General features: G+C 67.7%; 12 protein-coding genes. 3 read left to right on the top strand and 9 right to left on the bottom strand.

Annotation, left to right across the window (positions count from 1 at the left end):
• From VFP86_12645 to VFP86_12670, 6 genes are all read right to left on the bottom strand, one after another.
• Window positions 1–519 (bottom strand): GNAT family N-acetyltransferase (locus VFP86_12645; protein HET9000488.1); only part of this gene is annotated, 519 nt, incomplete at its 3' end.
• 44 nt (window positions 520–563) lie between these two features.
• Complete coding sequence (locus tag VFP86_12650) at window positions 564–1,796, bottom strand: dihydrolipoamide acetyltransferase family protein (protein HET9000489.1); 1,233 nt, start codon at window positions 1,794–1,796, stop codon at window positions 564–566.
• Window positions 1,793–2,818 (bottom strand): alpha-ketoacid dehydrogenase subunit beta, encoded by a 1,026-nt coding sequence (locus VFP86_12655; GenBank protein HET9000490.1) that lies wholly within the window; start codon window positions 2,816–2,818, stop codon window positions 1,793–1,795. The genes VFP86_12650 and VFP86_12655 overlap by 4 nt, the downstream gene beginning before the upstream one ends.
• On the bottom strand, window positions 2,815–3,792 hold the full coding sequence (locus tag VFP86_12660; protein ID HET9000491.1) for a thiamine pyrophosphate-dependent dehydrogenase E1 component subunit alpha: 978 nt from the start codon (window positions 3,790–3,792) through the stop codon (window positions 2,815–2,817). The genes VFP86_12655 and VFP86_12660 overlap by 4 nt, the downstream gene beginning before the upstream one ends.
• 31 nt (window positions 3,793–3,823) lie before the next feature.
• Complete coding sequence (locus VFP86_12665) at window positions 3,824–4,135, bottom strand: Lrp/AsnC ligand binding domain-containing protein (protein HET9000492.1); 312 nt, start codon at window positions 4,133–4,135, stop codon at window positions 3,824–3,826.
• A gap of 89 nt (window positions 4,136–4,224) precedes the next feature.
• On the bottom strand, window positions 4,225–5,559 hold the full coding sequence (locus VFP86_12670) for a M20/M25/M40 family metallo-hydrolase (protein ID HET9000493.1): 1,335 nt from the start codon (window positions 5,557–5,559) through the stop codon (window positions 4,225–4,227).
• A gap of 159 nt (window positions 5,560–5,718) precedes the next feature.
• Between VFP86_12670 and VFP86_12675 the strand changes: the two genes are divergently transcribed.
• Window positions 5,719–6,066 carry a DUF4383 domain-containing protein gene (locus tag VFP86_12675; GenBank protein HET9000494.1) on the top strand — a complete coding sequence of 116 codons (348 nt, stop codon included), beginning with the start codon at window positions 5,719–5,721 and terminating at the stop codon, window positions 6,064–6,066.
• A gap of 68 nt (window positions 6,067–6,134) precedes the next feature.
• On the opposite strand, the gene VFP86_12680 is transcribed toward VFP86_12675, so the two are convergent.
• The 3 genes from VFP86_12680 to VFP86_12690 all read right to left on the bottom strand — a co-directional run bounded on the left by VFP86_12680 (window position 6,135) and on the right by VFP86_12690 (window position 8,883).
• Window positions 6,135–7,160: an alcohol dehydrogenase catalytic domain-containing protein gene (locus tag VFP86_12680; protein HET9000495.1), complete on the bottom strand. Its 1,026-nt coding sequence runs from the start codon at window positions 7,158–7,160 to the stop codon at window positions 6,135–6,137.
• On the bottom strand, window positions 7,160–8,395 hold the full coding sequence (locus tag VFP86_12685; GenBank protein HET9000496.1) for a Zn-dependent hydrolase: 1,236 nt from the start codon (window positions 8,393–8,395) through the stop codon (window positions 7,160–7,162). The genes VFP86_12680 and VFP86_12685 overlap by 1 nt, the downstream gene beginning before the upstream one ends.
• A gap of 77 nt (window positions 8,396–8,472) precedes the next feature.
• Window positions 8,473–8,883, bottom strand: coding sequence for a hypothetical protein (locus tag VFP86_12690; GenBank protein ID HET9000497.1), 411 nt, complete (start codon window positions 8,881–8,883; stop codon window positions 8,473–8,475).
• A 159-nt stretch (window positions 8,884–9,042) separates the two neighbouring features.
• Between VFP86_12690 and VFP86_12695 the strand changes: the two genes are divergently transcribed.
• Together VFP86_12695 and VFP86_12700 are read left to right on the top strand one after the other, a co-directional pair.
• Window positions 9,043–10,413 carry an aspartate aminotransferase family protein gene (locus VFP86_12695; protein ID HET9000498.1) on the top strand — a complete coding sequence of 457 codons (1,371 nt, stop codon included), beginning with the start codon at window positions 9,043–9,045 and terminating at the stop codon, window positions 10,411–10,413.
• Window positions 10,410–11,873, top strand: coding sequence for a serine hydrolase domain-containing protein (locus VFP86_12700; GenBank protein HET9000499.1), 1,464 nt, complete (start codon window positions 10,410–10,412; stop codon window positions 11,871–11,873). Before VFP86_12695 ends, VFP86_12700 begins: the two co-directional genes overlap by 4 nt.
• Window positions 11,874–12,708: the final 835 nt, after the last annotated feature.

The raw sequence follows: 12,708 nt of genomic DNA on the forward strand, positions 1-12,708 counted from the left end.
CCAGACGGGAACGGCCTCGAGACCCGACCGCCAGAACGCGTGATCCTCCGGGCGCCGCCGCCCGCTGATCCGGGCGTCCCATTCCACGATGCCCTGGTCGCCTGGGCGCGCCTCCCGGACGCATGCGCCGCTTGGGTCAACGCGCTCCGCGTGGTTCACGACGGCGGTCAGGAGAACGTGCGGCCAGTGCGGATGCAGTCCGGCCCGGACGTAGAGGGCAAGCGCGCGCGGATCGGTCGAGCTCAAGGTGCAGTAGCGCTCGGCGCCCGCGGAAAGGGCGCGTGTGAGAAGCGATCGGCCGATACCGCGCGACTGGTGGCTGGGCTCGACGAAGAACTCGCTGAGGAAGCCGATGCCGCTCCGGATTATGAGCCCCACAAATCCGACGGCCTTGCCGGCGGCGTCCGCGATCCACACGTCGCCCGTCTCAACTTCGTGATAGTAGATCCGCGGAATAGGCGCCTCGGGAAGCTGGGATGCATGCAGCCTAAACTGCACATCCCGGTAAATCCTCCACATCTCTGGGACGTCGTCCCGGGAACCTCTGCGAACTGAAACCGGGTTCAGGGGAGTAATAGCAAGTAGGGGTGCTCGAGGACGCGCTTGACCCGCTGGAGGAACTGCGCGGCGGGGGCGCCATCGACGACCCGGTGGTCGAACGTCAGGGACAACACCATCATGGACCGGATCTCGATGCGGTCGCCGACGGCCGCCGGCCTCCGGTGCAGCCGGCCCACGCCCAGGATTGCGGCATCCGGGGAATTGAGCACCGGGGTAAACCCATCGACATCGTACATACCCAGGTTGGTGACGGTAAAGGTGCTGCCCTGCATCTCTTCCGGCCGCAGCCGGTTGCTCCGCGCGCGATCGGAGAGATCCTTGATCGCCGCGGAGATCTGTCCGAGGGTCGCCCGGTCGGCCTGCCGCACCACGGGGACGACCAGGCCGTCGTCGAGCGACACGGCGACGCCAACGTGAATCTCGGGGAGGCGCCGGACCGCCTCGCCCTCCCACCGGGCATTGATCCTGGGATGCTCGCGCAGCGCCACCGCCGCGGCGCGGACGATGAGGTCGGTATACGTGACGCGAACGCCCTCGCGTCGTTCGAGTTCGGGGCCCACCTCCGCGTGGAGCCGGACGCTTTCCTCCATGTCGACTTCGGTCGTCAACGTGAGCTGGGCGGTCGTGTGCAGGCTCTCCATCATCCGCCTGGCGATGATGGAGCGCATCCGCGCCGCTGCGGGGGACTCTTCAGGCTGACCGGCGGACGGCCGGAACGTCGAGGATGGCGCGGTGGACGGTGGCGGAGCGGGCGGCCCTCCGGCACGCGATGCCGCCGCTGTCTGGATGTCGCGCTCGATGATCCGCCCGTCGGGGCCGGTGCCCACCACCGCGCGCACGTTGATCCCGTGCCTCTCGGCGAGCGCGCGGGCGCGTGGAGAAATCTTCACCCGCGCGGACGGGTCGCCGATCGCAGCCGGCTGCGGCAGGATACTGCGGCCGGATACGGCGGCTTCGCCATCCCTTGTCCCGGGCGCGGGGGCTACGGCCTCGCCCGGCTCGCCGATCAACGCGATGGGAGTCGCGACGGCGACGGTGCCTCCTTCAGGGACGAGGATCTTGAGCAGCACGCCTGATGCGGGCGCCTCGATCTCGAGCGTGGCCTTGTCGGTCATCACCTCGAACAGCGGCTCGCCCTTGGCGACCCGGCTGCCCTCGGGCTTGAGCCACCTGACGACGGTCCCCTCGTCCTGCGTCAGACCCAGACGGGGGAGCACGACCTCGGTCGGCATCATGCCACCAGCCGGCGCACGGCGGTCACGATATCCTCCGCCTGTGGGAGCGCGGCCGCCTCGAGGCCCGCGTTGTACGGAATGGGCACATTCTTTGCGCACAACCGCAGTGGCGGGGCGTCCAACGCGTCGAACGCGGCGGTCACGACTTGGGTGATGATCTCCGCGCCGATCCCGCACCGCTCGTACGCCTCGTGGCCGACCACGAGGCGCCCGGTCTTCCGCACCGAGGCGACCACGGTGTCAAGATCGAACGGCACGAGCGACCGGGGATCGATGACTTCGAGCTCGATGCCCTCCTTGGCGAGCGTCTCCGCCGCGGCGAGGGCCTTGTGCACCATCGTGTGGACGCCGACGAAGGTCGCGTGCCGGCCCTCGCGCTTGCGGTCCGCGACGCCGAGCGGGATCGTGAACTCGCCTTCGGGAACCGGTCCGCGGAGGTTGTAGAGGGCCTTGTGCTCCAAGAACACCACGGGATTGTCGTCTCGGATCGCGCTGATCAGCAGCCCTTTGGCATCGGCGGGCGCGCTCGGGGTCACCACCTTGAGCCCCGGGATATGGGCGAACCAGGCTTCGAGCGACTGCGAGTGCTGAGCGGCGTTCCCCCGTCCGGCACCCTGCTGGGCGCGAAAGACGACCGGGACTCGGGCTTTGCCGCCGAACATGTATCGAATCTTGGCCGCCTGATTCACGATCGGCTCCATGGCGAGACCCATGAAGTCGACGTACATGAATTCGGCCACGGGACGCGCGCCGGCCACCGCGGCGCCGATGGCCACCGCCGCGATTGCCTCCTCGGAGATCGGCGTGTCGCGCACGCGCTGCGGGCCGAATTCGTCGACGAGCCCCTTCGTCACGCCGAAGATCCCCCCGCCGCCCCACACCGCGACGTCCTCGCCCAGGACGAACACCCGGGGATCCCGCCGCATCTCCTCGCGCAGCGCCTCGTTCAGCGCCTCGGCGTAGGTCAATGAGCGGATTCCGGCGGGGGCGGTGGGTGTCGTCTCGATCAGGGGGCGGCTCATGCGTACACGTCCTCCATCAGCGCGGTCAGCTCGGGCTCGGGGCTGGCCTTCGCAAACGCGACGGCCGACTCGATTTCGCCGGCCACCTCCCCGCGCAGCTGCTCGACGTCGGCGGCCGCAAGCACACCCCGACCGATGAGCGTCTGCTCGAACCGCTCGATCGGGTCGCGCCGGCGCCATGCGTCAACCTCGGCTTTGTCGCGGTAGTTGAGCGGATCGCCGACATGGTGCCCGAAGTACCGATAAGTCACGCAGACGATCAGCGACGGTCCGCCGCCCGCCCGGGCCCGTGCCGCCGCATCGGCGACCGCCCGGTACACGGCCAGCACGTCCATGCCGTCGCAGCCGACTCCGGGGAATCCGTACGCGGTCGCCCGCACCGTTGGATCCGGCACCGACGTGAACTTGTCGGCCCGGGCCGACATGGCGTACTGGTTGTTCTCGCAGACGAACACCACGGGGAGCTTCCAGATCGCGGCGAGGTTCGCCGACTCGTGCAGAATACCTTGGTTCAGCGCGCCATCGCCAAAGAAACACACGGTCACATCGTCCCGGCCGGCGAGTTGCGCGGCCAGCGCGGCGCCGGCCGCGAGCCCGATGCCGCCTCCGACGATTCCGTTGGCGCCGAGGATCCCGGCTTCCAGGTCCGCGATGTGCATGGAGCCGCCCTTGCCTTTGCAGTACCCTGTGGCCTTGCCCAACAGCTCGGCCATCATGAGCCGGGGGTCCCCGCCCTTCGCGAGGCAGTGCCCGTGTCCTCGGTGCGTGCTCGTGATGCGGTCGTTCGGATGGAGCGCCGCGCAGGCGCCCACGGCCACCGCCTCCATGCCGATGTACGGGTGCGTGGAGCCGCGCATCACTCCTTCGCGGTACAGCTCGAGGGCGCGCTGATCAAACTGCCGGATCGTCAACATGGTGCGGAGCATGGCCCGCAACTGCTCTTGGGTCAACGCCGCCGGGATCTCAATCGCCATCGTCATCGCTCCTCGCTCACATCCTGGCCGGCTACCGGGAGCCCTCGCCCTGCTCGTCCTCTTCTTCCTCGAGCCCGACGGAAAACGATCGCTCGAGCAGGGACTGCGGAAACGCGCGAAACGCCAGGTGGGTGTTCGTCCGGACGATTCCGGGGATCTCCACCATCCGGCCCGTGACGATCTCGGCCAGTTCGTCGTACTCCTTGAGGCGCAGCACAGCGATGATATCCCACTCCCCGGTGACGGAATACACTTGCTCCACGCCCGGGGTCTCGGCGAGCCTGCGTGCGACCTCCTGCATCCGCCGCCGTTCGGCTTGAATCATCACAAATGCCGTAAACATCACGTTTCCTCCGGCCGGGCACGTGGTGAAGACGCGCGCTGCTCGGACGCGGTACTCGTTCGCGACGGCCGGAGGAAAGTCTTGCTCGCTCAGACCGTCCCCAGCCGGTAGGCCAGTCCGAAGTAGACGGCGGTCTCGAGGACCAGGTCCTCGATCGCCACCGATTCGCTCGGACCGTGCGCGCGGCGCCGCGAGGGATCGCTGTCGGGATGGAGGGGGGCGAACCCGTACGCGGGCACGCCCAGTTCCCGCACGAACCGGGAATCCGTAAACCCCCCGCTGATCGTCGGGACCACTTCCGCGTTTCGTCCCAAGGCCTGGCTGAGTACGTCGGACAGGAGCCCCACCCACTCACCCTCCGCCGGGGAGGCGTTGGCGACGGCGGTACAGTCGATCCGGACGTCGGCGCCGGGCAGGAGACCGCGGACCGTCTCGGCGACATAGTCCGGCCCTTGGTGCGGAAGCGCTCGGACGTCGCAGACGAGGCGGACGGCGTCCGGCACGCTGTTCGACTTGACGCCCCCGGAGATCATCGTCGGGGTGACCAGCATCCGGGACACCTGCCGGCAGTGATCCGCGAGCCGCGGGTTGGAGGACGCGAGCTGCCCGACCACATCGTCCACCGTGGCCGGGGTGATCGGCCCGATGGCGCGGCGCAGGTAGGGGAAGATCGGCCCGCTGGTATCGCGCTCAGGATCATACGCCCGGAGTCGCTCCAGCGCCTGCACCGCGTGGAACAGCGCATTGTCGCCCTGCCACGGTTGGGCCGCGTGCGCTCCGCGCCCGCGGAACGTCGCCTGCACTTCGAATCGACCCTTTTCCCCCACCCCCAGGAGGCACCATGCGGCGTCCTTGACCTTGATAAACATCCCGCCGCCTTCGTTCACACAGTAGCGGGCCCGCAGGCGCTCCGGATGCGCCTTGGCCACCCACCCCATCCCGTACGCGCCGCCGGCTTCTTCGTCGGCGACGCAGACGAACCCGACGGGATGCGCAAGTGAGACCTTCATCCGCCGCAGCAGGATGAGGGCCATCACCTGGGCCGCCACGGTGCCCTTCATATCCGCGGCGCCCCTCCCATACACGTAGCCGTCTTCGACCGTCCCGGCGAACGGCGGATGCGTCCACTGGGCTTCGTCGCCGGCGGGCACGACGTCCGTATGCGACGCAAGGGTCAGGCACGGATGGCCGCTCGACCCCGGAAGGGCGGCGAACACATTGCCCCGCTCGGGGATTCTTCCCTGGATCTCCGCGGTGATCCCTTCGGCGGTGAGTCGCTGTTTGAGAAACTCAGCCGCGGGGGTCTCGTGACCGGTGGGCATCACCCCGGTGTTCGTCGTGTCGATCCGCACGAGGTCGCGCGTGAGCGCCACGATCTCGTCACGATGCGCTTCTGCGATCTTGCGGATGTCGGGGGCCGTCATAGTCTCCGCTACTTCTCCGGCGGCGCGATCCGACCCTCGCGTTCCCCCGCCGGCCCGCTACTTGTCGATGTGACCACAAAGAGGTGTGTGGCGGGCTGATCCTGAACCAGGCTCGGGCAGGGGCGATCTTATACGATCTTATAGAGGGGGAATGTCCGCATGGCGAAGGTTTTTGCACAGGTGGTCGGCATCGTCCTGCTCCTCATCGGCGTTATCGGCCTGTTCACCGGCACACTGCTCGGGGCGAGAACCACCGTGGTCCACAACCTGATTCACCTCGTCAGCGGCGCGATCGGGGCCTACACGGGCTTCACGGGCTCCGGCTATCGATCGTTCGCGCAGATCTTTGGCATTGTCTACACGCTCGTGGCAGTCATCGGCTTCGTCGCCCCGGGCACGCTCGGCAGCCTCGGCGTTCCGGTGAACACCGCGTACAACCTCGTCCATCTCATCATCGGTGTGTGGGGCATCTGGGCCGGATTCAGCAAAGAACTCGCCACGGCCTGACATCGGCGAGTCCGCATGTCCCGTGGGCCCCGGCTCTCGCCGGGGCCCACGTGCTGGTAGGGTCAGCGCTATGGGGTGAGCAGGACTTTGATCGACTCCTGAGCGGCAGTCTTCCGGAACCCCTCTTCCCAGGCCGTCATCGGCAGCACGTCTGAGATCATCGGGTCGGCCTGTACGAGCCCCTGGGCGAGGAGCGCCAGCGCCCTCGGCCACGACAGGAGCGAGGAGCCATACGTGCCGACTACGCGCAGTTCATGCATCGCCACCTGCTCGTAATCGCACTCAATCCGCCGTCCCATCAGCCCGACCTGCACGAGCGTCCCGATCCGGCGGAGAGCGCCGAGGCATGCGTCGAGCGAGCGCGGGGCGCCCGCGCACTCGAATGCGACGTCGACGCCAAGACCGCCGCTCCACTCGCGGGCGGCGGCGACCAGGTCCTGCGCGTCCACGTCCACCGTCGCCTCCGCGCCCAGCCGGCGGGCCAGATCCAATCGCCGCCCATCGCGCGCCGTTCCGCCGGCGAGGACCCGACCTCCCTGCGCGCGCACAACCTGGAGGACCAGCAGCCCAATCGGCCCCACGCCGTTGACCAGCACCGCGTCGCCCGCGGTCACGCGCGCCCGCTCGCACACCGCGTGGACCGCCACCGCCGTCGGCTCCGCGAGCGCGGCGTGTTGGAGGTCCAACGCGCGCGGCACGCGGTGGACCATCTCCGCAGGCACCACGACGTACCGGGTGAACGCGCCGTGCACCCCGTGCCCGATCGAGCGGCGGCGCTCACACATCAAGACATCGCCGGTCAGGCAGTACCGGCACCGGCCGCACCGGATCGCGGCCGGCATGGCGACGACCGGATCGCCCAGCGCAAATCCTTCTACGCCGTCTCCCAGCCGGTCGATCTGCCCGCTGAACTCATGCCCGAGGATCACCGGAGGACGGCTCGGGAACTCCTCGCGCAGGATATGGATGTCCGTCCCACAGATCCCCGCTGCCGCGACCGCGATCCGGACCTGCCCGGCCCCCGGCTGCGGCTCGGGCATCTCCATGAGCTCGACGTTCCCCGGCCCCGAACGGACCTTCACGACAGCCTTCATCACGCCGCCCCTGCCAGACGAAGGGCGGTGCCCAAGAGAACAGCCGCGCCCCGGGTGCAGTCCTCTTGGGAGGTCCACTCGGCTTCGTTGTGGCTTAATCCGCCGGCGCTCGGGACGAAGATCATGCCGGCCGGATACCGGTCCGCCACGTACTTGGCGTCGTGACCGGCGCCGGCCCATACCCGATGCGCGGAGTACCCTAGGTCCGCCGCGGCTTCGGCGACCGTTTCGACAACGAGCGGATGAAATGGGGTGGGTGGACTCCGCCAGAACTCGGAAGCCAGCACCTCGACCCCATCCCCCTTGGCGACCTCAGCGCAGAGCTGCTGGAGCCGACGCCACGCGGCCTCCAGCACCTCTGCGTTCCGGGCCCTGAGATCGGTCGACATGCGCACCGCGCCCGCCACCACGTTGATCGTGTTCGGGCTCACCTCGCACCGGCCAACGGTGGTGCGCAGGCCGGAAAAATCTTCGGTCATCTGCCGAACTCCAAGGACGATACGGCTCGCGGCCACGAGCGCGTCCCGGCGATCACCCATGGGAGTCGGCCCTGCGTGCGCGGCGCGGCCGACCACGTCCGTCCACCCCCAGGCAATACCCTCCACGCCCTCGACGACTCCGATCTCGCGGCCCTCGCGTTCCAGAATCGGCCCCTGCTCGACGTGCAACTCGATGTAGGCTGTGGGTGCCTGCAGGCGGTCCGCGACATTGCCGCAGTACCCGATCCGCCGAAGTTCGTCGCCGAACGTGCGGCCATCGCGATCCCGGGCGGCGTACGCCTCCTCGACCGTGAACTGCCCGCACACCGCCCCGCTCGCGAGCATCGCGGGAGCGAAGCGGGCCCCTTCTTCGTTGGTCCAGCACACCACTTCTACAGGTCGCGTTGTCGCCACGCCCGCATCGTTCATCGCGCGGACCGCTTCGAGGGCGCCGAGGACGCCGAGCGCTCCGTCGAACCGGCCGCCGGTTGGGACGGTGTCGAGGTGTGACCCACACACAACCGGCGCGGCGGCCGGATCCATACCTGCTCGCCGCCCGTAGATGTTGCCGAGGTCGTCCACCCGGACGGCGCACCCGACCGCCCGCAGCCACCGCACCAGGAGATCCCGCGCCCCACGATCCTCGTCGCTCAGGGCGAGGCGGTGAACGCCGCCCGCGGGCGTGCGCCCGATCTCCGCCATCGTCATCAGCGACTCCCAGAGGCGCGCGCCATTGACCGCAGCCTGTCCCGACATGCCAACCCTCCCAGCGGTCTGGGTTCGCCGGGTCGGTCGGGGCTCCCTGGGGTCGCGTCCTGCTTAGACGATCGCGATCAATATCCGCCTCCAGCCGTCCTCTGGACGATCACGGGGTACGAGACGACCACCGATGGGTCAGCGCCGGTGGCCTGTAGCTTCACGATAAACGTGCCTGGTTTCGCGGTTGAGGTGACCCCGACGCTTAACGTGGCCGTGAAGGGTGGATTTCCGGTGACCGGGCTGAACTGGATGGTCATACCGCTCGGTACATCCCACGCCATGAGGCTCGTCCCCCCGGTCTTCCCGGACCGCAGAGCGACCGTGACCTTGGCTGAGGCCGTTCCTCCTTGGTCAACGGTCAGAGTCGCAGGCTCGAGCGCGAGGGCGGACGTTGCTCCTTGCCCATTGCCCTGCCCTGCCGCCCAAGGGATGAATCCCAAGCCAACGATGAGCGCCGGGATGAGTGATTGCCAAGGGCGCCGCATGCATCACCTCCCGACAGAGCCTTACCGACATCCCAACTACCAATTGTCGCAGAACTTTGCACCCGATAGTATGTTGACCCAGCCGGACGCGAAGTCCTCGTGGATAGGGCATGATCACGGGCGGGCACCGCAGAATACTGCCTCCGGAGGTGTGCGCCGATGACCGATCCATCGCACCTGCGGAGCGAAGGCGACCTCAACATCTCGCCGCGGCGCCGCCAATGGCAGGCCGCGGCCCTCGACGCCGAGACGAAGGCCGTCCTCGAGGAAGACGATCGCTACTTCCTCCATCAGTCGCTCTCGACGCCGTGCCTGAATGCGATGCGAAGCTGCGACGGCCTCTACATCGAGGACCTGCAGGGCCGCCGGTACATGGACTTCCACGGAAACTACGTGCACCAGGTGGGGTTCGCCAACCCGGCCGTGATCGCGGCGATCAAGGCACAGCTCGACGATCTTTCGTTCTGTACCCGCCGCTACACCAACCGCACCGCGGTCGCGCTGGCGAAGAAGCTGGCCGCACTCGCCCCAGGCGATCTGAACAAAGTGCTCTTCTGTCCCGGGGGAACCGGCGGCATCGGCATGGCGCTCAAACTGGCCCGGGTGGCCACCGGCCGTCACAAGACGATCTCGATGTGGGACTCCTTCCACGGTGCCTCGCTCGATGCGATTTCGGTAGGGGGCGAGGAGATCTTTCGGGGCGGAATCGGCCCACTGCTCCCCGGCACCGAACACGTGCCGCCGCCCGACCCGTACCGCTGCGTGTGGGAGTGCGGACGTCGAGGGGGGTGCGACCTCAAGTGCGCCGACTACATCGCGTACGTGCTGGAGAAGGAGGGCGACGTCGCGGCGGTCGTCGCCGAAACCATCCGCAGCACGCCCGTGGTCCCGTCGCCCGACTACTGGCCCGCGGTGCGCCGCGCCTGCGACCGGCACGGCGCGCTCCTGATCCTCGATGAGATCCCCACCGCGCTCGGCCGGACCGGGACGATGTTCGCCTGCGAGCACTACGCCGTCGTGCCGGACATCCTGGTGATCGGCAAGGGGCTGGGCGGGGGCATTCTCCCGCTCGCCGCGCTCATCGCGCGCGAAGGCCTCGACGTGGCGGGGGAACGGGCGCTGGGGCACTACACGCACGAGAAGAATCCGGTGGCGTGCGCCGCCGCCCTCGCGACAATCGCGTACATCGAAGACCACGGGCTCCTGGGACGGGCCCGGGACCTGGGACGCTACGCGCTCGACCGGATTCGGGCGATGATGGATGACCACCCATTGATTGGGGACGTGCGTGGAATCGGGCTGCTGCTCGGGATGGAACTCGTGGCGGATCGAGCCACGCGGGAGCGCGCGACGGACGAGGCCGAGGCGGTCATGTACGAAACCCTCTCCCGTGGGCTGAGCTTCAAGCTGACGATGGGCAGCATCATCACCCTCGCCCCTCCCCTGACGATCCGGCGGGAGGAGATGGACCGGGCGCTCGCCATCCTCGATGCGTCCCTGACCAAGGTAGAGGCCACGCGGAGATCATGATCAAAGAGGGCAACACGGTGACGCATCAGAAATCCCGGTGGAGTATCATGCCGAACACCCCGGTCGGCCTGTTGCGTTCTTCGCCGCGCTCTGTGCGGCGTCGCGCCGGCACGCCGCTTCAGGATGCGCTGCGGGTGGTCGCCGCATGGCTCGACTACAAGCGGACGTACCACCGGATTCCCGCCCTCTCAGTCGGGGTGGTCCATGGAAACGATATGGTCTTCCGCGCGGCCTACGGGTACGCCGATGAGGCCGCCCGCCGCAAGCCGACCGATAGAACCTGCTACCGCGTCGCATCCATCTCGAAGACCTTCACTGCTACCGCGGTGATGCAGTTGGTCGAGCGCGGACTGGTGCGCCTCGACGAACGCGCAGACTACTATGTGCCGTGGTTCAAATCACGGCGGGGTGGGTCGCTCGACGCGATCACGGTCCGCCATCTCCTCTCGCACGGCGCTGGGGTCGAGCGTGACGGCAGCGACCATTGGACCACTGACCGATTCCCGACGCTCGAGCAGCTCAAGGCACGCGTCCGAGACGGCGTCGCCGTCTTCCCTCCGCTGGAGCGGTGGAAGTATTCGAACCTCGGGTATGCGGTCCTGGGGCAGGTCGTGGCGGCCGCGGGCGGCCGATCCTACGAAGACTGCGTCCGAGCGGGGATTCTCGAGCCGCTGGGGTTGACGCACTCCGGGTTCGACCTCACCCCGAAGATCATCCAGAGTCTGGCGCTCGGCTACGGCCGGGAAGGACCCGGCCGTGGCAGGGCACCGTTCACGCATCCGGACACGAACGTCTGGCGCGCCGCAGCCGGGATGGTGTCGAACGTCGTCGATCTCTGCGCGTTCATGTCCGCCCAGTTCCCGGGCAGCGGGCGGCTCCTGAGCGATCTCAGCAAGCGGGAGATGCGGCGGCCGCAGTGGCAACGGGCCGGGGAAGGCTATGGACTGGGCTACCACATTTGGACCGTCGATTGCACGCCCATTGTCGGACACGGCGGAGGCTTCCAGGGCTTCAAGACCGCGATCGGCATGGACACCGAGCGGAAGATCGGGGTCGCGGTCTTGACGAACGCCATCGACGGACCGGCCCAGCCGCTGATGATCGGAATCTTCCAGACCATCTACGACTGTCTCGGGCGCGTCGATTCACGCGCCTCCTCGTCCGCGACGAGTGCCGCCCTGCTGAGGTACGAGGGCCGCTATACCAACAGATGGGGGGAGCTGGAGATCGTCAGGGTGGGCAACCGCCTCGTGGGATTCGAACCGAGAAGTGATCGCCCACTTCGTGACGTGGACGAGCTCGAGCGACGGGGACCCGGGCGCTTCCGGATCGTCGCCGGCGCCGGGATCGGCAGCATCGGCGAGGCGGTCACGTTCCAGTTGGATGCCAGGGGTGTGCCGAGGCGCCTGCGCTGGGGGCCCACCCCAATGCGCCGCGTGAAAACGAACCGCCAATCCTAGCGGCTTCAACGATGCCCGTATTCACGGGCTCCGCCCGGACCGTCCCGAGCTCGATCGGCCACGCATGTTCGAGCCGCTCGCGAAGGAGCCAGCACTTGTTCTTGACAAGAACGTGAAGGACAAGGGCCACCATATCTAACACAAGCGGATCCAAGGAGGTACATTCTATGTGGATGGCGGGACGTAAGATCATCAGCGTTGTGCTGTTTTCGTTAGTAGTGTCCGTGGGGGTGGCATCCGCTCAATACAACTACCCAACGACTCCCCAGCCGACCCAGCCACCTAGCCAATCCACCAGCCTCAACGTGGCCAGCGCAGTGATTGAGGGGAAGTCGCAGCCGATTCTTGTGGACGCAAAAGGCATGAGCCTCTACTATCTGACGTCCGATACCGCGACATCGAGCGCTTGTACGGGAGCATGTACCGGGGCCTGGCCGCCATTGTTGGGGGCCGTCGCTCCAAAGGCCCCGGCCTCGGTGACGGGTAAGATTGCGATCATCCAGACCGCCAACGGATCCCAGGTAAGTTACAACGGCCACTTACTCTATAGGTTTGGGGTTGATTCCAAGCCTGGCGATGTTCAGGGGGAGGGCCGGAATGGACCAAAGAACGGCGTCTGGCACGTCGCGACCCCCGACCTGAAGCCGGCCATATAGTTCCGCCGCGGAAAGTGGGGGATGAGAAAGGCGGCCTAGGTGTTCCCGCTGGCGTACAGCCACCGGGCCACCAGCGCCTCCGTGTCGCCGCCGAACGTCTCTCGGGAGCCTTCCGATAGGACCGTGCCGGTCCGCATCACGTACACGTAATCCGCGATCTCCAGGGCCCGCTTGATATT

The sequence above is a fragment of the bacterium genome (assembly GCA_035703895.1).
Taxonomy (GTDB): domain Bacteria; phylum Sysuimicrobiota; class Sysuimicrobiia; order Sysuimicrobiales; family Segetimicrobiaceae; genus Segetimicrobium.

Bases quoted from the DNA above. Each gene is read 5' to 3' on its own strand.
- VFP86_12650 (HET9000489.1), bottom strand. From the start codon at position 1,796: ATGATGCCGACCGAGGTCGTGCTCCCCCGTCTGGGTCTGACGCAGGAC.
- VFP86_12655 (HET9000490.1), bottom strand. From the start codon at position 2,818: ATGAGCCGCCCCCTGATCGAGACGACACCCACCGCCCCCGCCGGAATC.
- VFP86_12660 (HET9000491.1), bottom strand. From the start codon at position 3,792: ATGGCGATTGAGATCCCGGCGGCGTTGACCCAAGAGCAGTTGCGGGCC.
- VFP86_12665 (HET9000492.1), bottom strand. From the start codon at position 4,135: ATGTTTACGGCATTTGTGATGATTCAAGCCGAACGGCGGCGGATGCAG.
- VFP86_12670 (HET9000493.1), bottom strand. From the start codon at position 5,559: ATGACGGCCCCCGACATCCGCAAGATCGCAGAAGCGCATCGTGACGAG.
- VFP86_12675 (HET9000494.1), top strand. From the start codon at position 5,719: ATGGCGAAGGTTTTTGCACAGGTGGTCGGCATCGTCCTGCTCCTCATC.
- VFP86_12680 (HET9000495.1), bottom strand. From the start codon at position 7,160: ATGAAGGCTGTCGTGAAGGTCCGTTCGGGGCCGGGGAACGTCGAGCTC.
- VFP86_12685 (HET9000496.1), bottom strand. From the start codon at position 8,395: ATGTCGGGACAGGCTGCGGTCAATGGCGCGCGCCTCTGGGAGTCGCTG.
- VFP86_12690 (HET9000497.1), bottom strand. From the start codon at position 8,883: ATGCGGCGCCCTTGGCAATCACTCATCCCGGCGCTCATCGTTGGCTTG.
- VFP86_12695 (HET9000498.1), top strand. From the start codon at position 9,043: ATGACCGATCCATCGCACCTGCGGAGCGAAGGCGACCTCAACATCTCG.
- VFP86_12700 (HET9000499.1), top strand. From the start codon at position 10,410: ATGATCAAAGAGGGCAACACGGTGACGCATCAGAAATCCCGGTGGAGT.